Here is a 22680-nt window from a genome sequence, read left to right as displayed (position 1 = left end):
TCGCGGAAGTACTCCGCCATGGTCAGCGCCGACAGCGCCACCCGCAGCCGGGTGCCCGGCGGCTCGTCCATCTGGCCGAAGACCAGCGCGGTGTCCTTCATGACGCCGGCCTCGATCATCTCGTGGATCAGGTCGTTGCCCTCACGGGTCCGCTCCCCCACGCCGGCGAACACCGAGGTGCCGCCGAAGTTGTGCGCGATCCGGTAGATCATCTCCTGGATGAGCACCGTCTTGCCCACGCCGGCGCCGCCGAACAGGCCGATCTTGCCGCCCTTGACGTAGGGGGTGAGCAGGTCCAGCACCTTGATGCCGGTCTCCAGCATCTCGGTCTTGGGCTCCAGCTCGTCGAACTTCGGGGCCAGCCGGTGGATCGGCCAGCGCTCGGTGATCTCGATGCCGGAAGGATCCTCGTTGAGGCACTCACCGGTGACGTTCCACACCCGGCCCTTGGTCACGTCGCCCACCGGCACCGAGATCGGACGTCCGGTGTCGACGGCCTTCGAGCCGCGGCGCATGCCGTCGGTCGGCTTGAGCGAGATGGCCCGCACCATGTTGTCGCCGACGTGCAGCGCCACCTCGGCATAGATGGTGCGGCTCTCGTCGCCGGCGTCGATGTCGATCAGCAGGGCGTTGTAGATGTCGGGCATCTGGTCGGCGGGGAACTCCACGTCGACGACCGGGCCGATCACCCGAGCCACCCGGCCGACGGCACCCTGGGTGTCGTCGGTGGCGGTGTTGCTGTCCAGTGTCACGGTCATTGATCCACTCTCGTCTCGTGCCCTAGTCCTGGGCGGCCGCGTCGGCGAGCGCGCCGGCGCCGCCCACGATTTCACTGATTTCCTGGGTGATCTCCGCCTGGCGGGCCTGGTTGGCCTCGCGGGTCAGACGCTCGATCAGCTGGTTGGCGTTGTCGGTCGCCGACTTCATCGCACGCTGCTGGCTGGCCAGCTGGGACGCCGCCGACTGCAGCAGGTAGAACCACACCCGGCTGCGGACGTACATCGGCAGCATCGTGTCCAGCACGGTGTCGGGGTCGGGCTCGAACTCGTACAGCGGCAGCAGTTCGCCCTGGGTCGGCTCGTGCACCCCTTCGACGATCTCCAGCGGCAGCAGCCGGCGGGCCCGGACCTCCTGGGCGATCATCGAGTTCATCCGGGTGTAGACGCCGTAGATGGCGTCCACCCCGCCGTCCTCGTAGGGGGTGAGGAAGTCGGCGATCAGCGCGTCCGCGATCTCCTCGGCCTTCTCGAAGGTCGGCGAGTCGGAGAAGCCCTCCCACATCTGCCGGATCGGCAGGTTGCGGAACTTCATGTACGCGATGGCCTTGCGACCCACGGCGTAGCGGACCACCTCGACACCGTCGCGCTCCAGCCGCTCACGCAGCCGGGCCGCGGTCTTGATCGCGTTGGCCGAGTAGGCGCCGTTCATGCCCCGGTCGGAGGTGATCACCAGCATCGCCGCCCGCCGCACCGGGCCCTGGGACTGGGTCAGCGGGTGGGGGTCGCGGGAATAGGTCGCCACCGCGGACACGGCCCGGATCAACTCGGTGATGAACGGCTCGCCGGCCTCGGCGGCACGCTGCGCCTTGATGATCCGGGACGCCGCGATCAACTCCATCGCCCGGGTGATCTTCTGAGTGGCCGCCACCGATTTCCGGCGCTGGCGCAACTCACGCAAACTGGCAGGCATCGATCAGTCCTTCTGGGTCTCGATCGTCTCGACGCCGATGTCCTCACGGCTCAGCGGCTTGTGCCCCCGCTCTTCGGCCACCACCCGCTTGCGGTCGCTGCGCTCGAACTGGCCCTTGAACTCGTTGATCGCCTTCACCACGGCGTTGGCGGTGTCGTCGTCCCAGTTGCCGGTCTCGGCGATCGTGGTGAGCAGGTCGGTGCGGCGACGCAGGTAGTCGAGCAGCTCGCTCTCGAACCGCAGCACGTCGGTCACCGGGATGTCGTCGAAGTGACCGTTGGTGCCGGCCCAGACGCTGACCACCTGCTCGGCGACCGGGAACGGGGTGTACTGCGGCTGCCGGAGCAGCTCGGTGAGCCGGGCGCCGCGCTCCAGCTGGCGCCGCGAGGTGGCGTCCAGGTCGGAGGCGAACATGGCGAACGCCTGCATGTCGCGGTACTGGGCCAGGCCGATCTTGAGCGTGCCGGACACCTTCTTCATCGCCTTGACCTGCGCGTCGCCGCCGACTCGGGAGACCGAGATGCCGACGTCGATGGCCGGCCGCTGGTTGGCGTTGAACAGGTCGGACTGCAAGAAGATCTGGCCGTCGGTGATCGAGATCACGTTGGTCGGGATGTAGGCCGAGACGTCGTTGGCCTTGGTCTCGATCACCGGCAGACCGGTCATCGAGCCGCCGCCGAGCTCGTCGGAGAGCTTGGCGCAGCGCTCCAGCAGGCGGGAGTGAAGGTAGAACACGTCGCCCGGGTAGGCCTCGCGACCCGGCGGGCGGCGCAGCAGCAGCGACATCGCCCGGTACGCCTCGGCCTGCTTGGTCAGGTCGTCGAAGACGATCAGCACGTGCTTGCCGTTGTACATCCAGTGCTGGCCGATGGCCGAGCCGGTGTAGGGAGCGATGTACTTGAAGCCGGCCGGGTCGGACGCCGGGGCGTGCACGATGGTGGTGTACTCCATCGCGCCGGCCTCTTCCAGCACCCGCTTCAGCGAGGCGATGGTCGAGCCCTTCTGGCCGATCGCGACGTAGATGCAGCGCACCTGCTTGGTCGGGTCGCCGGTCTCCCAGAACGCCTTCTGGTTGATGATGGTGTCGATCGCGATGGCGGTCTTGCCGGTCTTGCGGTCGCCGATGATCAGCTGCCGCTGGCCGCGGCCGATCGGGGTCATCGAGTCGATCGCCTTGATGCCGGTCTGCAGCGGTTCCTTCACGCTCTGCCGGTCCATCACGCCGGCGGCCTGCAGCTCCAGGGCGCGGCGGCCTTCCAGGTCGGTGATCTCGCCGAGGCCGTCGATCGGGTTGCCCATGGCGTCCACCACCCGGCCCAGGTAGCCGTCGCCGACCGGCACCGAGAGGATCTCGTTGGTGCGCTTGACGGTCTGGCCCTCCTCGATGCCTTCGGAGTCGCCCAGCACCACGACGCCGATCTCACGGACGTCGAGGTTCAGCGCGATGCCGCGGGTGCCGTTCTCGAACTCCAGCAGCTCGTTGGCCATCGCCGACGGCAGGCCCTCGACCTTGGCGATGCCGTCGCCGGAGACCGCAACGGTGCCCAGCTCTTCGCGAGCGGCCGCCTCGGTGGAGAAGCTCGTCACGAACTTCTCCAGGGCTTCCCGGATCTCGTCGGGACGAATAGTCAGTTCCGCCATTAGTTGGTCCTTGTCCTGTGTTCGTTGCGGGAGATGGGTCGTTCAGGCGAGTTGCCGGCGAGCGTCGTGCAGTCGGCCGGCAACGGTTCCTTCGATGATTTCGTCGCCGACCGTGACCTGGACGCCGCCGATCACCTCGGGGTCGATCACGACCTGCAGGCTGACCTCGCGGCCCAGCTGCCGGCTCAGCACCGCAGCCAGCCGGTCATGCTGCTCGGGGGTCAGCGGACGAGCCACCACCACCTTGGCCAGCGCCCGCTGCCGCAGCGCGGCGGCCAGCGTCAGGTAGCCGGCGACGGTCAGCTCGAAGCTGCGTTCCCGGGCGCCCACCGCGCGAGCGGCCAGCATCCCGGTGGCGGCGTCGGCCCGTCCGGTCAGCAGGTCGCCGACCAGCCGACGGCGGGCCTCCAGCGGAGCGGTTCGGTCACCGATCGCGGCGCGCAGCCCGGCATCGCCGGCCACCAGCCGCTCGAACCGGAACAACTCGTCCTCGACGGTGTCCAGGGCGCCGGCCTGCTGGGCGGTGCTCAGCACCGCACGCACCGCCTGGCGTTCCAGTGCCGCGGCCAGCCCCGAGGGCGTCCCCCAGCGCTCACCGGCCGCGGCCCGCAGCACGGTGGTGGCGGCCTCGGACAGCCGGTGCCCGAAGAGCGCCTGCAGCAGACCCTCCCGGGCGCCGCTATCGGCACCGGGATCGGTCAGCGCGCGACGCAGAGCCGGCTGCCGGTCGAGCAGGTCGACCACGGCGAACAGCTCGTCGGCGACCTGCGGCGTGGCCTGGACCGAGTCCAGCACCCCGTCCAGTTCGCTCAGCCTGGTCTGCAGCAGGTTGCTCATACCCGCTCCGTGCTGTTCGCCTCGAGGTCGGCGATGAACCGGTCGACGGTGCGCCGGGCCCGGTCGTCGTCCTCCAACGACTCGCCGACGATCTTGCCGGCCAGGCTGGTCGCCAGGCCGCCGATCTCGCCGCGCAGCTGCTCGACAACCTGGGTCCGCTCGGCCTCGATCTGCGCCTTGGCCTGGGCGAGCAGCCGGTCGGCCTCTTCCTGTGCCTTGGCGCGCATCTCGGCGATGATCTGGGCACCCTGGGCCTTGGCGTCCTCGCGGATGCTGCTGGCCTCCTCACGGGCGCCGGCCAGCTGCGCGCGGTACTCCTCGAGTGCCGCGGCGGCCTCGGCCTGTGCCTTCTCGGCGCGCTCGATCCCGCCCCGGATGGCCGCTGACCGCTCCTGGTAGGTCTTCTCGAACGCCGGGACGACCTTCTTGGCCAGCACGTACCAGATGATGCCGAACAGGACGATGCCCGCGACGAACTCCGGGAACGCCGGCAGCAGCGGCCCCAGGTCGATCTCCAGAATCGTGGTCATCGGAACGGATCCGATCACTGAATGGCGAACGCGAGCGCGATGCCGATGATGGCCAGCGCCTCGACCACGGCGAAGCCGATCCAGGCGGTGCTCATCAGCGCGCCGCGGGCCTCAGGCTGGCGGGCGGTGCCGTTGATCACGGCCGCGAACACCATGGCGACGCCGATGCCCGGGCCGATGGTGGCCAGGCCGTAGCCGATCATGTTGAGCGAGCCGGTGATCTCCAGGATGGGGAGCATTGCGTTTTCCTTTCGGAGGGTTTGTCAGTCGGTGTTGGTCAGTGGTCTTCGGCAAGGGACGATGCGACGTACTGTGCGGTGAGCACGGTGAAGATGTACGCCTGCAGGGCGCCCACGAAGAGTTCGAGGGCGAAAATCGGGAAGGCCATCAGCAGCGAGGCGCCACCGGCGATGGTGTAGAGGACGCTCGACTGCTCCAGCAGCAGCGTGCCGCCCACCACGAACACGATGACCACCAGGTGACCGGCGAACAGGTTCGCGAAGAGTCGCAGGGCCAGGGTGACCGGCCGGACGATGAAGTTCGACAGGATCTCGAGTGGGATGATGATGACGTACAACGGCCCCGGCACGCCCTTGGGCATGGTCATCATCTTCAGATAGCCGCCCAGGCCGTGCTTGGCGATGCCCACCGCGTTGTACGCGACGTAGCTGAGCAGTGCCAGACCGTAGGCGTAACCCACCCGGGAGAAGGTCGGGAACATGGTCAGGAAGAACTGCCCGAACAGGTTGTTCACCAGGATGAAGGAGAACAGCGCCACCAGGTACGGGGTGAATTTGCGGTAGTCGGGACCGAGCGCCTCGCGCCCGATGCCGTTGCGCACCAAGTTGTACAGCTGTTCACCCACCCACTGTTTGAAGCCCGGGACCACCTTGTGGTCCTTGGCCAGCCAGAGCCAGAGCAGAATCACCAGCGCCGCGCCGATCACGGCCTGCAGCAGATAGGTGTTCAGCCAGTCCATGCCGGCATCGGGGAACAGCGGCTTGGGGTCGAAACTGTGCACCCCCGGAGGCCAGTGGTGGGCGTCGTCCGCGCCACCGCCCTCCATCGGGATGATCAGGCCGAGCAGGCCCATCGCACCTCCTGGTTCGACTTCACGGTCGTCCGTACCTCTTCACCACCAAATAGATCCCGGCCGCCATGCCGACCAGGATGCCGATCACCATCCACAAGGGAGAGGTATGCAGCCACTGGTCAGCCAACCAACCGAGAAAGCCATAGAAAAGCGGCCCTGACAACAGATAGCTCAGCACCCGCAGGCCCTGGTCCATGCCGTCGCGCCCCTCCATGACTTCGGTGACTCTATCAGTTACCTACTGGCCGGAGCCACCGCCCAACGCCCTAGCGGGGGTCGTTTCGAGGCGGATCGAAGACCGGGATCCGGAGCCGGGAGAAGGTCCAGATCTCGGCGGCCAGCCAGCCCAATACCACGACGATCGCCGTCACGGCCACCGCCACGCGGTCCATCTGGGCGAGTCGTTCCGGATCGCTGGAGATGGCGATCAGGGCGATCGCCGGGAGCCCGACCCGGAAGGCGTAGGAGCCCAGCGCCGCGGTCAGCACGATCTGCGGGGCGGCGTCCGCCACCCAGATCTGGACCAGCTGACCGATCCCGAAGAAGGCCAGCACGGCCAGCGCGGTGAGTCCCGAGGACGCCAGCGACTCCGGGCCGCGGACGAAGAAGAGCACCCCGATCACGATCAGCGCCGCGGCGTGTCCCCCGGTGGCGCCGCCGGCCAGCAGCTGCCGGGCCCGCCGCACGTTGGGGCTGGCCGGACGGGGGTCAGGCCGCGCCATGACGCACCGGCTTCCAGGTCAGCCAGGCCGCGACCAGCACCCCGGCCACCAGGGCCGCGATCGCCCAGGGCGCGGAGGTCATCCCGATCACCACCGCGCCGAAGGCGAGCAGCGCCGTCCACAGCCACAGCAGCGCGACCGCCCGGCGATGGCTATGGCCCAGTTCCAGCATCCGGTGGTGCAGGTGTTGCTTGTCGGCCTGGAACCACAGCCGGCCGGCGATGGTGCGCCGCACGTAGGCCAGGATCAGGTCGCCCAGCGGCAGCGCCATCACCGCCAGCGGCAGGATCAGCGGCAGGTAGGCGTTGATCGCCAGGCCCGACCCCTCGACGGCGATCTGGGACGGATCCAGCTGGCCGGTGAGGCTGATCACCGAGGTGGCCATCAGGAAGCCCAGCAGCATCGAACCGGAATCGCCCATGAACATCCGCGCGGCGTGCACGTTGTAGGGCAGGAAGCCCAGGCAGACCCCGACGGTCACCACGGTGACCAGGCTGCCGGTGGTGGCCCGGACCAGCTCCTGCTCGTAGCTCAGCCAGTAGGCGTAGACGAAGAAGGCCAGCGACCCGATCGCGACCACGCCGGCGGCCAGGCCGTCCAACCCGTCGATCAGGTTGATCGCGTTGACGCAGAGGAAGATCAGCACCACCGCCAGCGCGATCGAGGCGGCGTCGTCCAGGCTGACGATGGTGCCGGGCAGCGGGATCCAGTACATCTTGACGCCGTTCATCACCACGATGCCGGCGGCCAGGATCTGGCCGGCGATCTTGGCCAGGGCGTTCAGGTCGAACATGTCGTCGATCACGCCGACCGCGCAGATCACCGCCGAGCCGATCAGCACCGCCCGGCTGTCGTGGCCGACCAGGTCGAAGCGGCCCAGCCAGGGCAGCTGGGTGGCCACAATGAAGGCGGCCGCCACCCCGCACAGCATCGCGATGCCGCCGAAGTACGGGATCGGACGGGTGTGCACGTCCCGGTCGCGGACGATGGCGACCGCGTTGAACCGGAAGGCCAGCCGGCGGCACAGCCCGGCCAGCAGGTAGGTCACTCCCGCGGCGATCAGCAGGACCAGGGCGTATTCACGCATCGTCGCCGAACAAGCCGGGGACGGCCTGCGCCAGTTGCTCGCGGGTCAGCCGGCCCTCCCGCAGGATCCGCGGCTCGCCGGTCAGATCGACGATGGTGGACGGCACCGGGCCGCTGGCCTCGCCGGCGTCCAGGTAGACCGCGACGCTGTCGCCGAGCTGCTCGAGCGCCTCGTCCACGGTGTGCGCGGCGGGACGTCCGCTGACGTTGGCGCTGGACACCGCCAGCGGTCCGGTGCGGCGCAGCAGCGCCCGGGTGAACTCGTGATCGGGCACCCGGACGGCGATGGTGTTGCCCCGGTCGCCCAGATCGAGACGCAGATCGGGATGGGCGGTGACCACCACGGTCAACGCGCCGGGCCAGAACGCCTTGGCCAGCGCCAGGCCTTCGCGGGTCAGCCCGCTGGCCAGCGAGCGCAGCATCGAGGTCTCGGCCACCAGCACCGGCGGCGGCATGTCCCGGCCGCGCTGCTTGGCGTCCAGCAGGCCCTGGACGGCGGCGGCGTCGAAGGCGTTGGCGCCGATCCCGTAGACGGTGTCGGTGGGCAGCACGATGCAGGCGCCGGCGGCGACGGCCTGCTCGGCGGCGTCCATCGCCTGGTCGGCCTGGGTGGCGCAGTCGAAGCGTTGCGGGGCCTGCTGGTCGGTCACGAAGGTCATCCTGCCACCGTCGCGATGCGACGGGCCGTCACGAACCGCGGACGGTCGTTGAGGTCGGGCCGGTCGCGGACCTGGTCGAACCCGCCGTGGCCGACGAAGACCGCCGGCGCGGAGCTGTGCTGCACCTCGGCGTGTTCGGCGCAGACCCAGCCGCCCGGACGCAGCAGCCGGGCGGCGACGCCGGCCAGCACCCGCATCGCGTCCAGCCCGTCGGCGCCGGAGAACAGCGCCAGCGTCGGCTCGTGCTCGCGGACCTCGGCCGGGATGCCGTCGTAGGCCTCCAGCGGGACGTAGGGCGGGTTGGCGATGACCAGGTCGACGGTGCCGTCCAGTTCGGGCAGGGCGTCGGCCATGTCGGCCTGGATCAGCTCGACGCCGGTGCCGGCCAGGTTGCGGACGGCGTAGCCCACCGCGTCCTCGCTGAGCTCGACGGCGTACTGGCGGGCGGTGGGGAACTCGTCGGCGATGGCCAGCGAGATGGCGCCGGAACCGGCGCACAGCTCCACCACCAGCGGCGACTCCCCCGCCTCGGCCAGCCGGTCCAGTGCCCAGCCGGTCATCGTCTCGGTCTCCGGACGCGGGATGAACACCCCGGGACCGACCGCGACCTCGACGTGCCGGAACGGCGCCGTCCCGGTCAGGTACTGCACCGGGATGCCGGTCGCCCGGCGTCCGAGCAGGTCTTCGAAGCGGGCGGCGGCCTCGTCGTCGACGGCGCCGAGGGTGAGCAGCCGGGAGGTGGGGACGCCCAGGGCGTGGGCCAGCAGCAGCCGGGCGTCGGCGTCCGGCACCCGCCGGGTCGCGGCGCGGAGCAGCCCGGACGCCGAGGTCATCCGATGCCTTCGAGGCGTTCGGCGAGGTCGGCGGCCTGCAGCGCGTCGATCACGCCGCCCAGGTTGCCGGCCAGCACCGAGTCGAGGTTGTAGGCCTTGTAGCCGATCCGGTGGTCGGCGATCCGGTTCTCGCCGAAGTTGTAGGTGCGGATCCGTTCCGAGCGATCGACGGTGCGCACCTGGGAGCGGCGGGCGGCGGACGCCTCGGCCGCGGCGGCCTCTTCGGCGGCGGCGACCAGCCGGGCGCGCAGCATCCGCATCGCCGACTCCTTGTTCTGCAGCTGGGAGCGCTCGTTCTGGCAGCTGACCACGATGCCGGTGGGCAGGTGGGTGATCCGGACCGCCGAGTCGGTGGTGTTGACGCCCTGGCCGCCCGGGCCGGAGCTGCGGTAGACGTCGATGCGCAGGTCGTCGGGGTCGATGTCGACCTCGGTCTCCTCGGCTTCGGGCATCACCAGCACGCCGGCCGCGGAGGTGTGCACCCGGCCCTGGGTCTCGGTGACCGGCACCCGCTGCACCCGGTGCACGCCGCCCTCGAACTTCAACACCCCGTAGGGGAAGTTGTCCGGGTCGGTGCCCTTGGCCTTGATCGCCAGGGTGATGGATTTGAAGCCGCCCAGATCGGTCTCCTGGCTGTCCAGCACCTCGACCGCCCAGCCCCGGGACTCGGCGTAGCGGCTGTACATCCGGAACAGGTCGGCGGCGAACAGCGCCGACTCCTCGCCGCCCTCGCCGGACTTGATCTCCATCAGCGCGTCCGAGGAGTCGTGCGGATCGCGCGGGGCCAGCAGGGTGGTGAGCCGGGCGGTCACCTCGTCCAGTTCGGCGCTCAGGCTGTCGGCCTCCTCGGCGAAGGACGGGTCGTCGGCGGCGAGTTCCCGGGCCGCGGCCAGGTCGTCGCTGAGCCGGTCGTAGGCGTCCAGGCCCTTGACGATCGGGGTGAGTTCGGCGTAGCGGCGTCCGGTCTTGCGGGCCAGCGCCAGGTCGGCGTGGGTGGCCGGGTCGGCGAGCCGCTGCTCCAGTTCCGCGAACTCGGCCCGCAGGCCGTCGGTTGCCTCGAACATCTGGTGGTGGCCTCTCCCCTATGGGCGGCGCCCCGGTGGGCGGTGGGACGACGAAGCGCCGGAGCCTGTGCGGCTCCGGCGCTCTGCCTGGCTACTTCTTGCCGGCCGGCTTCTTGGCGTAACGACGCTCGAACCGGGCCACGCGGCCGCCGGTGTCGAGGATCTTCTGCTTGCCGGTGTAGAACGGGTGGCAGGCCGCGCAGACCTCGGCGTGGATGACGCCGTTCTTCGCGGTGCTGCGGGTGGTGAAGGTGTTGCCGCAGGTGCAGGTCACCTGGGTCTCCTGGTAATCGGGATGGATTCCCTGCTTCATGTGAGCTCCTTGTTCTGTGCCGGGTCGCCCGAATGGGAAGTGGGGCTGGATGGGACCCCTGGCGTGAACCGGCAACGACCGTCCATTCTGCCCGATCGGGCTGGACGACGGCAAAACGCCGGTGATCCACGGGCTATTCCCGGCCCACTCGCCGGTGTCCGGCTGCCCTGTCGCGGACGAGGCCGGTGCGGGCGGCGACCGATAGCCTCCAGCCATGGGTCACGTCGAGTTGTCCGGGGTCTGCTTCGACCTGCCCGACGGACGTCCATTGCTGCTGGACGTCTCGTTCCGGGTCGGCGACGGTGCCGTGGTCGCCCTGGTCGGCGCCAACGGGGCCGGCAAGACCACCCTGCTGCGGATCGTCGCCGGCGACGTCCAGCCGTCCGAGGGTTCGATCTCCCGCTCCGGCGGGCTGGGCGTGATGCGCCAGTTCATCGGCAGCCTGCGCGACGACAGCAACGTCCGCGATCTGCTGCTGTCGCTGTCCCCGCCCCGGATCGCCGCCGCGGCGGCCGCCGTGGACGCCCTGGAGCTCGCGCTGATGGAGGACGATTCGGAGCCGGTGCAGCTGGCCTATGCCGAGGCGCTCGCCGAATATGCCGACGCCGGCGGCTACGACCAGGAGGTGGTCTTCGACGCCTGCTGCCAGGAGGCGCTGGGGATCGGCTACGAGCGGGCCAAGTGGCGTGCGGTGGACACGCTGTCCGGTGGCGAGCAGAAGCGGCTGGCGCTGGAAGTGCTGCTGCGCGGCCCGGACGAGGTGCTGCTGCTGGACGAGCCGGACAACTATCTGGACGTCCCCGGCAAGCGCTGGCTCGAGGAGCAGCTGCGGGCCACGGTCAAGACGGTGCTGCTGGTCAGTCACGACCGGGAGCTGCTGGCCCGGGCCGCCACCCAGATCGTCGCGCTGGAACTGGGTGCGGCCGGCAACACGCTGTGGGTGCACGGCAAGGGGTTCGCGACCTTCGCGGAGGCGCGCCGGGAACGTTTCGCCCGGTTCGAGGAACTGCGCCGGCGCTGGGACGAGGAGCACGCCAAACTGCGCGCGCTGATGCTGATGTACAAACAGAAGGCCGCTTTCAACTCCGACATGGCGTCCCGCTACCAGTCGGCGACCACCCGGCTGGAACGCTTCGAGCGGGCCGGGCCGCCGCAGGCCGTGCCGTTGCGGCAGCAGGTCTCGATGCGGCTGACCGGCGGACGCACCGGACGGCGCGCCGTCGTGGTGGAGAACCTGGAGCTGACCGGCCTGATGAAGCCGTTCAGCACCGAGATCTGGTACGGCGACCGGGTCGCGGTGCTCGGATCGAACGGGTCCGGGAAGTCGCACTTCCTGCGGCTGCTGGCCCGCGGCGGATCGTCCCCGGAGGCTGACAACACCTCGGTCGACGCGGCGCTGATCGAACCGGTGACGTTCACCGGCGTGGCCCGGCTCGGCGCCCGGGTGCGTCCCGGCTGGTTCGCCCAGACCCACGCGCACCCGGAGCTGACCGGGCGGACCCTGCTGGAGATCCTGCACCGCGGCGACGAGCACCGCGACGGGATGGGTCGCGAGCCGGCGTCCCGGGCCCTGGACCGCTACGAGTTGGCCCAGGCCGCCGAGCAGCGCTACGAGACACTGTCCGGCGGGCAGCAGGCGCGGCTGCAGATCCTGCTGTTGCAGCTTGCCGGGGCCACCCTGCTGCTGCTCGACGAACCCACCGACAACCTCGACCTGGAGTCGGCGGAGGCCCTCGAGGCCGGCCTGGACGCCTTCGACGGCACCGTGATCGCGGTCACCCACGACCGCTGGTTCGCTCGCCGTTTCGACCGCTTCCTGGTCTTCGGCGCCGACGGCTCGGTGTACGAATCGGATGAGCCGGTCTGGGACGAGGGACGGGTGGCCCGGGCCCGCTGAAGCCGCGCAGACCAGCGGCGGATGCGACACGCCCGACCAACGGTGGACGCGTCCGACTCAAGCCACGTCGCCGACCAACTCCACGGGCAGCGGGTCGGCGTGCACGACCTGCAGGCCGCTAACCGCCCGGGTCAGGCAGACGTAGAGCCGGCGCAGGCCGGTGACCCGGTCCGGCTCGGCGGCGACGATCGCGGCCGGCTCGAACAACACCACCTGGTCGAACTCCAGGCCCTTGGCCAGGCCGGCCGGCACGATGTCCAGCCGATGGTCGAAGGACTCCTCGTCCTCCCCCAGCACGCCGAACTCGATGCCGGCGTCGTCCAGCGCGTCGATCGTCGCGGTCAGCTGATCGTCGGCGACGATGACGCCCACGGTGCCCTCCTGGCGCAGCGCGTCGGCGGCGGCCGTCGTCAGCACGGTCAGGCCGCCGGGGACGACGCGGAAGTCGCCGGCGGAGCGGCGCACCGAATGCGGAGGGGTGAGACTCGGCGCGATCGCGGGCAGCAGCCGGGCGGCGTAGTCGATCACCGACCGGGGCACCCGGAAGCCCGCCACCAACTCGGTCACCGTGCTGTCCGGCTTGCCCAGCTGGGCCAGGGACTCCGCCCAGCTGGTGGTGGCGTAGGCGGTGGTGGCTTGGGCCAGGTCGCCGAGCACGGTCACCGATCCGGTGCTGGCCCGCCGGCCCAGGGCGCGCAGCGCCATCGCGGAATGGTCCTGCGCCTCGTCCACGATCAGGTGGCCGAGGCTCGGCGTCCGGTTAAGCAGGTCGGAGACCTCGTCGACCAGCACCAGATCGGCCAGGCTGGGACGCCAGGCGGTGGCACTGCGCGGCGTCTTGGCCCCGCGTCCGCGCGGCAGCTGCAACAGTTCCTGCTCGTCGGCGCTGAGCAGGCCGTCGGCATGCCCGGCCAGGAAGGACGGGTCGCTGACCAGGCGAAACACCAGCTTCACCGCGTCCAGCGCCGGCCAGTGGGCGTCCACGTACGCCTTCACCGGACGCGACCGGGCGACGGCGTTCTGCACCCGGTCGTCCGGCGACTCCCCCGCGGCCTCCATCCGCAGCAGCACCTGGTGGGCCAGCCGCTGGGCGAGCATCTCGCGTCCGGCGGCATAGCGGACGCCGCGGCCGCGCAACTCGTCGATCACCGGGGCGCAGCGATGGGCGGGGATCCGCCACTGCGCCGAGCCGCGGGGCACCACCAGGGTCTCGATCGGCTGGACGATGGCGTGCCAGACCGCGCGGCGCAACAGCTCGGCCATCCGCGGATCACCCTTGAGCACCGCCGCGGACGCTTCGTCGGCGCCGGTCACGGCACGTCCGGACGAGCGGGTGACCAGCGACTCCAGGGTCTCCTGCGCGGCGTCGATCTCGCCCAGCGCGGGCAGCACGTCGCCGATGTAGGACAGGAAGGAGGCGTTCGGGCCGACCACCATCACCCCGCTGCGGCTGAGTTGCTCGCGGTAGGCGTACAGCAGGTAGGCGGCCCGGTGCAGCCCGACCGCGGTCTTGCCGGTGCCGGGCGCGCCCTGCACCACCACCGAGGTCTCCAGCGGAGCCCGGACGATCAGGTCCTGCTCGGGCTGGATGGTGGCCACGATGTCGCGCATCGGGCCGGTCCGGGGCCGTTCGATCTCCGACTCCAGGATGTCGGAGTGCCCGAACGGCTCGTCGTCGCGGGCAGCGCCGGCCAGCTGCTCGTCCTCGTGGGCGGTGATCTCACCGTGCTGGAAGCCGAAGCGGCGGCGCAGCGCGACCCCCATCGGCTCGGTGCGGCTGGCCCGGTAGAACGGCAGCGACACCGGCGCGCGCCAGTCGTAGACCATCGGCTCGCCACCCATCTCGCGGGTGACGTGCAGCCGTCCGATCCAGCAGTCCTCGTCCTCGTCGCCGCCGGCGTCGGTCCGGTAGTCGATCCGGCCGAAGAACAGCGGCGTGGTGGGGTCGTCGCGCAGCGCCATCATCCGCCGGTACAGCGCCTGCTTCAGGTACTCCCCCGACAGCCGGTCGCCGGCCAGCGCCTCCAGGGACGCGGTGTGCTCCCGCATCGCGCGCAGCGCGGCCCGGGAATCGATCAGGTGCTCCCGGGCTTCGGTCAGGGCATCGGTCACGGGCATGACAAGACCTCCGGGGTTCTGGGCGGCCGGCCAGCTTAACCCCGCAACCCGCACCCGACAAACCCCGTCCCGGCCGGATGGTCCGGCCGGGACGGGCGTCGCTCAGTTGGCGGACGGGGTGGTCCGGGTCACCTGGATCAGGAACTCGCGGTTCGACTCGGTCTTGCGCATCCGGGACAGCAGGGTCTCCAGGGCGGCCTGCGGGTCGAGGCTGGACAGCACCCGGCGCAGCTTCCAGATGATCTGCAGTTCCTCGCGGCTGAACAGCATCTCCTCACGGCGGGTACCGGAGGCCGCGACGTCGATGGCCGGGAAGACCCGCTTGTCGGCCAGGTCACGGCGGAGCCGCAACTCCATGTTGCCGGTGCCCTTGAACTCCTCGAAGATCACCTCGTCCATCTTCGAGCCGGTCTCGATCAGCGCCGTGGCCAGGATGGTCAGCGAGCCGCCGTCCTCGATGTTGCGGGCCGCACCGAAGAACTTCTTCGGCGGGTACAGCGCCGCCGAGTCGACACCACCGGACAGGATCCGTCCGGACGCCGGCGCGGCCAGGTTGTAGGCCCGGCCCAGGCGGGTGATGCCGTCGAGCAGGATCACCACGTCCTTGCCCAGCTCGACCAGCCGCTTGGCCCGCTCGATGGCCAGCTCGGCGATCGTGGTGTGGTCGTCGGCCGGACGGTCGAAGGTGGACGCGATCACCTCGCCCTTGACCGAGCGCTGGAAGTCGGTGACCTCCTCGGGACGCTCGTCGACCAGCACCACCATCAGGTGCACCTCGGGGTTGTTCTGGGTGATCGCGTTCGCGATCGCCTGCATGATCAGCGTCTTGCCGGCCTTGGGCGGCGAGACGATCAGACCGCGCTGGCCCTTGCCGACCGGCGAGACCAGGTCGATGATCCGGCCGGTCATGCCGACCGCCGAGGTCTCCAGCTTGAGCCGCTCCTGCGGGTAGAGCGGGGTCAGCTTGCCGAACTCCGGACGGTCCCGGGACTTCTCCGGAGCCTCCAGGTTCACCGTGTCGATCCGCACCAGCGGGTTGAACTTCTCCTTGCGCTCCCCCTCGCGCGGCTGCCGGATGGCACCGGTGACGATGTCGCCCTTGCGCAGCCCGTACTTGCGCACCATGGACAGCGAGACGTAGGCGTCGTTCGGGCCAGGCAGGTAGCCGGAGGTGCGGACGAAGGCGTAGTTGTCGAGGACGTCCAGGATGCCGTTGATGTTGACCAGGACGTCGTCCTCGCCGACCGCGGTGTCGACCTCGAGGCCGGCCATCGAACCGCCGCCGCCCCGGTTGTTGGTGCGGCGGTTCTGCCGGTCGCGGTTGCGCCGGCGGCGGGAGCGGCGTCCGTTGCCGAAGTCGTCGTCGTCGCGGGACTGCTGGCGCTCCGCCTGCTGCGGACGGGAGTCCACGGTCGGCTCGGCCACGGCCTCGGCGCGGTTCCCGTTGGCCTGCTCGCTGCCGGAGTCGTTGCCGTCGGCGCCGCCCCGGTTGCGGCGACGGCGTCCTCGCTCGCCCTGCAGCGCTTCCAGGCGGGCGGCCACCTCGTCCGCGGCGTCCCCGTTGGACGCCGGCGCGGCCGTCTCGGCCGGGGCCTGCGCCTCGCCACGGTCGCGCTCCTTGCGCGGACGCTCGGACGCGGCGTTCTCGGCGACGGGCGCCGCCTTCGCCACCGGCTCGGCCTTGGCCGGGGCCTCCGCCTTGGGTTGGGTATCCGCCGCGGGCCTCGAGTCGGCCGCGGGGCGGGAATCGGACGCCGGCCTGGCCGAGCCGCCGCCCTGGGCGGCCCGGATGGCGTCGATCAGCTGGCTTTTGCGCATGGCGCCGGTGCCCTTCAGGCCGAGCGAGGCGCCGAGCTGCTTCAGCTCCGGGAGCAGCATCGCGGTGAGCCCCTTGCTCTTGCTCTGAGCGGGTGCGGCGGCTTCGATCGTGTCGGTCACGTAGGTCCTTTCGGAACATCCGGGCGGGTGGGGGTCACCGGCGCGCGGATAGGCATCAAGGAGAGTGCGAGCAATCTCCGGCACAGATCACGGACATATCCATCTGCCCAAACGGCCAATGATGAAAGGAATCCTCGACGAGTGCGATCGTCCCGCCCGATCTGTCAGGGGCGACGGCTGAGAAGTACAGCGCGTCATCACTCTAGCACTGCATCGGGCAAATCCTGACCACCGCACCGCGGGTCGCGCGTCGTGCCGGAGGTCCGCCTCAGACCGGGACGGTGTCGGCGACCCGCAACTGCGCCTGGGCCCGCCGGCGGTCCCGTCCCCACGGCGTGAACGCCGCCACCACGCAGGCGGCCAGGATGCCGACCCCGACGTAGACGCCGATGTTGTCGATCAGCATGTGCAGCGGCGGATAGCTCAGTTCGACGTTGTTGTCGCCGGGCAGCAGCTTGAACGGGGCGAACGCCGTCCACACCGAATAGAGCAGCCCGGGCACCGTGATGTAGGCCGGCAGCCGCCGGTTGCGCAGCAGTTCGATGCCGAACGGGACGATCCACACATAGTGGTGCGACCAGGAGATCGGCGATGCCAGCAGGCTGGTCAACCCGGCCAGGCAGAGCGCCAGCGGAACCTCGCCGGCGCGATGCATCAGCACGGCGGCGGCCACGCCGAGCAACACCACCAGGGCGGCCAGGATCAACCCGCCCCGGCTGGCCTCGCCCAGCTGCCGGGTCCACACCCCGAGCACCGACTGGTTGGTCTTGAACACGATCCCGGTGTTCAGCCCGGAATCGCCGGAGAGCAGCCGCCCCCAGTAGGTCAGCGAGGGTCCCCACAGCACCACGAAACCGATCGCCGTGCAGGCCAGGAAGCTGAGGAAGCTGACGACGCCGGCGCGCTGCTTGCCGGAGAAGAAGTTGTAGACCGCGACCACGGCCGGGGTCAGTTTGACCGCGGTGGCGACCCCGGTCAGCCACCCTTCGGGTAGCAGCCGGCGGCGGAACACGGTCGGCCCGGGCATCGAGTCGAGCACCGCGGCGGTGACCAGGAAGACCGCGACCTGGCCGAAGCCCAGGGTCTCCCGGACCGGCTCGACCAGCCAGATGATCGCCGTGGCGGCCAGGCTGAGCCGCCAGCCGACCAGCCCCAGCCGGTACAGCATGGCTAGCAGGCAGGCGGTGTTCAGCGCCAGCCAGGCCACCTGCGCCACGGCCACCGGGACGGCCGCGAACGGCACCGCCAGCAGCGCCGGGAACGGCGGGTAGATCCACGGCAGCCAAGCCTCGACGTTGTAGAAGTCCTGACCGTGCAGCACCAGGTCGCCGGTGCGCCGGTAGACGTCCAGGTCGATCATCGCCGGCGCCCAGGGTTCGAAGCTGCCGCCCGGGATCGTCGTCGCGCCCGCCCAGAGCGCCGCCAACAGCGGAGGCAGCGCCAACAGCAGCACGTAGCCGACCCGGCGCACGACGGTTTTCACGGGCGCAAGTTAACCATCCGTCGCCGACACCGGCGTGCCGCCACGCGTCCCGTGGCGCCTCGATAGGGTCGGGGCATGCGACGTCCGGAATCGATCCACGCTGCCGTCTTCGACTTCGACGGGTTGTTGGCCGACACCGAGGGCGCCTGGGGCGAGCTGGAGGGTGCCATGTTCACCTCCCGCGGACGCGACTACGGGGTGGCCGAGCGGGAGATGTTCCTGGGCATGTCGGTGGGCGGCTCGGCACAGGTGATGGCCGAGGTCTTCGGCGAGGACCCGGCAGCCGTGCTGGACGAGGTGATCCGCCGGGCCATCGACACCTTCCGGGCCGGGGTGACCACCATGCCCGGCGCCCAATCCCTGCTGCGGACGCTGAGCGCCACGATGCCGGTGGCGATCGCCTCGAACAGCAGCCGGGTGATCCTGGACGCCGCGATCGAGGCGTCCGGACTGGCCGGGCTGGCCAGCGCCGTGGTGGCCGGGGACGAGGTGCCGCAGGCCAAGCCGGCGCCGGACATCTATCTGCGCGCCTGCGAGCTGCTGGACGTGCCCCCGCACCGCGCCATCGCCTTCGAGGACTCCCCCACCGGCGCCCGGGCGGCTCGTGCCGCCGGCCTCTACCTGGTGGCGGTGCCGGCCGTCGAAGGCTCGATCGCCGACGCCGACCTGATCGTGCCGTCGCTGACCGATCCGCGGATCGAGGAGCTGCTCAGCGTGGTGCTGCGGCCTTGCTGAACTCGGCGCGCAACTGGTCGTAGTCGGTGGCGACCGGGAACTGCGGGAACTCGGCGATCACGTTCGCCGGCGGGCGGAACAGGATGCCGGCGTCGGCCTCGGCGAGCATGTTGGTGTCGTTGTAGGAGTCGCCGGTGGCGATCACCCGGTAGTTCAGTTCGTGGAAGCGGCGCACCGCCTCACGCTTCTGGTCGGGCATTCGCAGCGTGTAATCGACGATCTTGTCGCCGTCCACCTCCAACTTGTGGCACAGCAGCGTCGGGTAGCCGAGCTTGGCCATGAACGGCATGCCGAACTCGTAGAACGTGTCGGACAGGATGATCAGCTGGAAGTGCTCCCGCAGCCAGCCCACCATCTCCACCGCGCCCGGCATCGGGTCGAGGGTGCCGATCACCCGCTGGATCTCGCTCAGGCCCAGCCCGTGCGCGTCCAGCAGGTCGAGCCGGTAGCGCATCAGCACGTCATAGTCGGGCTCGTCGCGGGTGGTCCGGCGCAGGCCCTCGATGCCGGTGGCCTCGGCGACCGCGATCCAGACCTCCGGAATCAGCACCCCTTCCAGATCGAGGCAGGCCATCTGCATGGTTCAGCCCTCGACGCGCATCAGCGCGATGTCGCTGCGGACGTCGGGAAGCGCCTGCAGGTCCTCGACCGCGGCCCGCATGTCGCCGACCCGCGCGGCATGGGTGAGGATCGCCAGCTTGGCGCCCTGGCCGTGCGGACGGTCCAGCTCGCTCTCCTGGCGCACCGCCTGGATGGACACCTGGTAGCGGGCGAACGCGGCGGCGATCCGGGCCAGCACGCCCGGCTCGTCCTCGACGCTCAGCGACACGTAGAACCGGGACGGTACGTGCCCGCGCGGCGTGATCGGACGCGCCGAGTAGGTCGACTCACCCGGGCCGGACGCCCCGCGCACCCGGTTGCGGGCGGCGGTGACCGTGTCGCCCAGCACCGCGGACGCCGTCGGCGAACCGCCGGCGCCGGGACCCATGAACATCAGCTGCCCGGCGTGCCGGGACTCGATGAACACCGCGTTGAACGCGCCGGACACGTTCGCCAGCGGATGGTTGGCCGGCACCATGGTCGGGTGGACGCCGACCGAGATCGAGCCGTCCGGAGCCAGCGCGCAACGCACCAGCAGCTTGATCACATAGCCCAGTTCGACCGCGGTGGCCACGTCGGAGGCGGTCACCTTGGTGATCCCCTCGCAGTCCACGTCGTCGAGCTTGACCCGGCTGTGGAACGCCAGGCTGGCCAGGATGGCGGCCTTGGCGGCGGCGTCCAGGCCCTCCACGTCGGCGGTCGGATCCTCCTCGGCGAAGCCCAGCCGCTGCGCCTCGGCGAGTGCCACGTCGAAGGACGAGCCCTCGGTGTGCATCTTGTCCAGGATGAAATTCGTGGTGCCGTTGACGATGCCCTTCACCGCGGTCACCTCGTCGCCGACCAGCGACTCGCGCAGCGGTCGGATGATCGGGATGGCGCCGGCCACCGCGGCCTCGAAGTACAGGTCGACGCCGGCGTCCGCGGCCGCCGAGTAGACGGTGGAGCCGTCCTGGGCCAGCAGCTGCTTATTGGCGGTGATCACCGAGGCGCCGTTGGCGAACGCCGCCAGGATCAGCGAACGGGCCGGCTCGATGCCGCCCATCACCTCGATCACCAGGTCGATGCCGGGCCGGCTGACCAGTTCCGCGGCGTCGTCGGTGAGCAGTTCGCGGTCGATGCCGGGGCGTTCCTTGGCCAGGTTCCGCACCGCGATGCCGACCAGCTCGAGCCGGCGTCCGATCCGGGCCTGGAACTCGTCGGCGTTGTCCAGCAACAGCCGGGCCACCTCCGAGCCCACCACTCCGCAGCCCAGCAGGGCCACCTTGAGCGGTTTCGCTGGTGTCATCGCATGTCCTCGTTTCTCGGGATCGAGTGTTCAGGCGCCGGCGTCCAGGGCCAGCAGGTCGTCCAGGGTTTCGCGTCGCAACAGGGTGGTGATCCGGCCGTCGGCGACGGCCACCACGGGCGGACGCGGTACGTGATTGTAGTTGCTGGCCATCGACCGGCTGTACGCACCCGCCGCGGGAATCGCGATCAAATCTCCGGGAGTGACGTCGTCGGGCAGGAATTCGTCGCGAACCAGGATGTCGCCGCCCTCACAGTGCTTGCCGACCACCCGGGACAGCACCGGCCCGGTGCTGCTCGCCCGGTTGGCCAGGGTGGCCGAATACTCCGCGGCGTACAGCGCCGGGCGGATGTTGTCGCTCATCCCGCCGTCCACCGAGATGTAGCGCCGGGCCTGGCCGGCGCCGATCTCGACCGCCTTCACCGTGCCCACGGTGTACAGCGCGGTGCCGGCCGGGCCGCAGATCGCGCGTCCGGGCTCGATCGACATCAGCGGCACCTGTAGGCCGAAGCCGCGGCATTCGTGCTCGACGATGCTGCGCAGCCCGGCGGCCAGTTCCTCGGGGGTGGCCGGGGTGTCCTCTTTGATGTAGGCGATGCCGAAGCCGCCGCCCAGATCCAGCTCGCCCAGCTCGGTGCCGGTGGCCTCCTTGAACTGGGCGATCAGCTTCAGGGTGCGGCGCGCCGCGACCTCGAAACCGTTGGTGTCGAAGATCTGCGAGCCGATGTGGCTGTGCACCCCGCGCAGCCGCAGGTGCGGGCTGTGGTGGCTGCGGACCAGGGCGACCAGGGCGGCACCGCCGTTGATCGAGAAGCCGAATTTCTGGTCCTCGTGCGCGGTGGCGATGTACTCGTGGGTGTGCGCCTCGACCCCGGTGGTGACCCGGATCATCACTTCGGCGACGGTGTCCAGTTCGGCGCACAGCCGCTCCAGCCGGGTGATCTCGTGGGAGGAGTCGACGATGATCCGGCCCACCCCGGCCTGCAGCGCGGCGCGCAGCTCCTCGTCGCTCTTGTTGTTGCCGTGCAGACCGATCCGGGCCGGATCCATCCCGCCGCGCAGTGCCACCGCGAGCTCGCCGCCGGAGCAGACGTCCAGGCCGAGGCCCTCCTCGCTGATCCAGCGCGCCACCGTGGTGCACAGGAACGACTTGCCGGCGTAGAACACCTGCCAGTCGCCGAACGCCTCGCGCCAGCGCCGGGCCCGGCAGCGGAAGTCGTCGGCGTCGATCACGTAGACCGGGCTGCCGACCTCCTCGATGATGGACGCCGCGGTGCGTCCGGCGATCTCCACCTCACCGGCCTCGGTGCGCCGGGTGTTGATGCTCCACAGCTCCTTGGTCAGCGCATTCACGTCATCGGGACGGGTCAGCCACTGCGGTGCGGGCGAGGTCGCGTCGGCATGGATCGAGCCGGCGACGTGCATGTGGGTCATAGCGCCCCACTCTGCCAGAACGACCGCCGGCGACCGGCTCCGCTCCCGGCGGCTGGACGCCGGCGGGCCGGCGTCCGATTGGTTGACGGCGGTGCCGATGCGCTACAGTCGAGCCCGGCCCGATGGCCCGGGCCCCCGTAGCTCAGGGGATAGAGCGCCGCCCTCCGGAGGCGGGTGCGCAGGTTCGAATCCTGCCGGGGGCGCCAGTCGATGGCACCGAAACTCCCGGACGCGTAAGCGTCCGGGAGTTCGTCGTTTCCGGGCTCGGCCCGCCGAAGTCAGGCAGAACGGATGCCCGTCCGGGTCGAGCAGCACCGTCCGGGTGTCCCCGGCTGGTGGGGAGGCCGCCCGCCGCCTACCGCGGCCGCGGCGCCGCCGCACCGGGTGCTCGGCGATCGGCTGTCGGCGAAACCGATGACATGTCAGTGTCAACACCGGGACGTCCGGTTTCGCCGTCCAGCCAGTCTTAGTAGCATCGAAGCTGCGCAGGCGTTGCCGCCTGCCCAGATGACACGGAAGAAGGCGATCGTGCCCCTCGCGCCCGAGAATCTGACGGCGACCCAACAGCAAGCCGACGAATTCGGCGCCAACGACTGGTTGATCGACGAGATGTACCAGTCCTACCGCGAAGACCCGGACTCGGTGGATCCGCGCTGGCAACGGTTCTTCGCCGAGCGCGCCCAGGCCGAGGCGAAGCCGGCGGCCGCGCCGGCGCCCCAGCCG

General features: G+C 70.3%; 22 protein-coding genes, 1 tRNA gene and 1 pseudogene. 4 read left to right on the top strand and 20 right to left on the bottom strand.

Annotation, left to right across the window (positions count from 1 at the left end):
• From QM582_RS13945 to rpmE, 14 genes and pseudogenes are all read right to left on the bottom strand, one after another.
• A pseudogene (locus QM582_RS13945) lies at window positions 1-758 on the bottom strand (F0F1 ATP synthase subunit beta); the annotation flags it as partial.
• Window positions 759-780: 22 nt separating this feature from the next.
• Complete coding sequence (locus tag QM582_RS13940) at window positions 781-1689, bottom strand: F0F1 ATP synthase subunit gamma (protein ID WP_415085356.1); 909 nt, start codon at window positions 1687-1689, stop codon at window positions 781-783.
• A gap of 3 nt (window positions 1690-1692) precedes the next feature.
• Window positions 1693-3330: a F0F1 ATP synthase subunit alpha gene (atpA, locus tag QM582_RS13935; RefSeq protein WP_415085354.1), complete on the bottom strand. Its 1638-nt coding sequence runs from the start codon at window positions 3328-3330 to the stop codon at window positions 1693-1695.
• Between the two features lie 42 nt (window positions 3331-3372).
• The gene (locus QM582_RS13930; RefSeq protein WP_415085353.1) at window positions 3373-4167 is read right to left on the bottom strand and encodes a F0F1 ATP synthase subunit delta; all 795 of its coding nucleotides are present in this window, start codon (window positions 4165-4167) and stop codon (window positions 3373-3375) included.
• Window positions 4164-4697 (bottom strand): F0F1 ATP synthase subunit B, encoded by a 534-nt coding sequence (locus tag QM582_RS13925; RefSeq protein WP_415085351.1) that lies wholly within the window; start codon window positions 4695-4697, stop codon window positions 4164-4166. The genes QM582_RS13930 and QM582_RS13925 overlap by 4 nt, the downstream gene beginning before the upstream one ends.
• Before the next feature lie 14 nt (window positions 4698-4711).
• On the bottom strand, window positions 4712-4936 hold the full coding sequence (gene atpE, locus QM582_RS13920) for an ATP synthase F0 subunit C (RefSeq protein ID WP_415085349.1): 225 nt from the start codon (window positions 4934-4936) through the stop codon (window positions 4712-4714).
• A 38-nt stretch (window positions 4937-4974) separates the two neighbouring features.
• Window positions 4975-5784: a F0F1 ATP synthase subunit A gene (gene atpB / locus QM582_RS13915; RefSeq protein WP_415085358.1), complete on the bottom strand. Its 810-nt coding sequence runs from the start codon at window positions 5782-5784 to the stop codon at window positions 4975-4977.
• A gap of 25 nt (window positions 5785-5809) precedes the next feature.
• Window positions 5810-6004, bottom strand: coding sequence for an AtpZ/AtpI family protein (locus QM582_RS13910; protein WP_415085347.1), 195 nt, complete (start codon window positions 6002-6004; stop codon window positions 5810-5812).
• Between the two features lie 52 nt (window positions 6005-6056).
• Window positions 6057-6512: a hypothetical protein gene (locus QM582_RS13905; protein ID WP_415085345.1), complete on the bottom strand. Its 456-nt coding sequence runs from the start codon at window positions 6510-6512 to the stop codon at window positions 6057-6059.
• Window positions 6499-7599 (bottom strand): MraY family glycosyltransferase, encoded by a 1101-nt coding sequence (locus tag QM582_RS13900; protein ID WP_415085343.1) that lies wholly within the window; start codon window positions 7597-7599, stop codon window positions 6499-6501. The genes QM582_RS13905 and QM582_RS13900 overlap by 14 nt, the downstream gene beginning before the upstream one ends.
• Window positions 7592-8248, bottom strand: a complete 657-nt coding sequence (locus tag QM582_RS13895; RefSeq protein ID WP_415085341.1) for an L-threonylcarbamoyladenylate synthase — start codon at window positions 8246-8248, stop codon at window positions 7592-7594. Before QM582_RS13895 ends, QM582_RS13900 begins: the two co-directional genes overlap by 8 nt.
• A 5-nt stretch (window positions 8249-8253) precedes the next feature.
• The gene (prmC, locus tag QM582_RS13890; RefSeq protein ID WP_415085339.1) at window positions 8254-9090 is read right to left on the bottom strand and encodes a peptide chain release factor N(5)-glutamine methyltransferase; all 837 of its coding nucleotides are present in this window, start codon (window positions 9088-9090) and stop codon (window positions 8254-8256) included.
• Window positions 9087-10154, bottom strand: coding sequence for a peptide chain release factor 1 (prfA, locus tag QM582_RS13885; protein WP_415085337.1), 1068 nt, complete (start codon window positions 10152-10154; stop codon window positions 9087-9089). Before prfA ends, prmC begins: the two co-directional genes overlap by 4 nt.
• Window positions 10155-10245: 91 nt before the next feature.
• Complete coding sequence (gene rpmE, locus QM582_RS13880) at window positions 10246-10467, bottom strand: 50S ribosomal protein L31 (protein ID WP_415085335.1); 222 nt, start codon at window positions 10465-10467, stop codon at window positions 10246-10248.
• Between the two features lie 214 nt (window positions 10468-10681).
• Between rpmE and QM582_RS13875 the strand changes: the two genes are divergently transcribed.
• Window positions 10682-12364, top strand: coding sequence for an ABC-F family ATP-binding cassette domain-containing protein (locus tag QM582_RS13875; protein ID WP_415085333.1), 1683 nt, complete (start codon window positions 10682-10684; stop codon window positions 12362-12364).
• Window positions 12365-12421: 57 nt separating this feature from the next.
• Here QM582_RS13875 and QM582_RS13870 read toward each other — a convergent pair whose 3' ends face one another.
• From QM582_RS13870 to QM582_RS13860, 3 genes are all read right to left on the bottom strand, one after another.
• Window positions 12422-14482 carry a HelD family protein gene (locus QM582_RS13870; protein WP_415085331.1) on the bottom strand — a complete coding sequence of 687 codons (2061 nt, stop codon included), beginning with the start codon at window positions 14480-14482 and terminating at the stop codon, window positions 12422-12424.
• A 102-nt stretch (window positions 14483-14584) separates the two neighbouring features.
• On the bottom strand, window positions 14585-16420 hold the full coding sequence (gene rho / locus QM582_RS13865) for a transcription termination factor Rho (RefSeq protein ID WP_415085329.1): 1836 nt from the start codon (window positions 16418-16420) through the stop codon (window positions 14585-14587).
• A gap of 268 nt (window positions 16421-16688) precedes the next feature.
• A complete protein-coding gene (locus tag QM582_RS13860; RefSeq protein WP_415085327.1) occupies window positions 16689-17903 on the bottom strand; it encodes a glycosyltransferase 87 family protein in 1215 nt (404 codons plus the stop codon).
• A gap of 75 nt (window positions 17904-17978) precedes the next feature.
• On the opposite strand from QM582_RS13860, the gene QM582_RS13855 reads away from it, so the two are divergent.
• A complete protein-coding gene (locus QM582_RS13855) occupies window positions 17979-18638 on the top strand; it encodes an HAD family hydrolase (RefSeq protein ID WP_415085325.1) in 660 nt (219 codons plus the stop codon).
• Here QM582_RS13855 and thrH read toward each other — a convergent pair.
• From thrH to lysA, 3 genes are read right to left on the bottom strand one after another with little or no spacing between them, the layout of a single operon-like run.
• Entirely contained in the window at window positions 18613-19218 is a 606-nt protein-coding gene (gene thrH / locus QM582_RS13850; RefSeq protein WP_415085323.1) for a bifunctional phosphoserine phosphatase/homoserine phosphotransferase ThrH, read from the bottom strand. The two genes, QM582_RS13855 and thrH, sit on opposite strands and share 26 nt — an antisense overlap.
• 3 nt (window positions 19219-19221) lie before the next feature.
• A complete protein-coding gene (locus QM582_RS13845; RefSeq protein WP_415085321.1) occupies window positions 19222-20523 on the bottom strand; it encodes a homoserine dehydrogenase in 1302 nt (433 codons plus the stop codon).
• 30 nt (window positions 20524-20553) lie between these two features.
• A complete protein-coding gene (gene lysA / locus QM582_RS13840) occupies window positions 20554-21957 on the bottom strand; it encodes a diaminopimelate decarboxylase (RefSeq protein ID WP_415085319.1) in 1404 nt (467 codons plus the stop codon).
• 131 nt (window positions 21958-22088) lie between these two features.
• Here lysA and QM582_RS13835 point away from each other — a divergent pair.
• Window positions 22089-22163 (top strand) — tRNA-Arg (locus tag QM582_RS13835).
• Between the two features lie 322 nt (window positions 22164-22485).
• Window positions 22486-22680, top strand: a 195-nt coding sequence (locus QM582_RS13830) for a 2-oxoglutarate dehydrogenase E1 subunit family protein (RefSeq protein ID WP_415085317.1), incomplete at its 3' end; no start/stop codon positions are given.

The organism is Micropruina sp. (assembly GCF_047607385.1).
In the GTDB taxonomy this organism is placed as follows: Bacteria; Actinomycetota; Actinomycetes; order Propionibacteriales; family Propionibacteriaceae; genus Micropruina.
The sequence above is the reverse complement of the archived record's forward strand: the minus strand, read 5'-3'. Positions and strand labels throughout refer to the sequence as shown.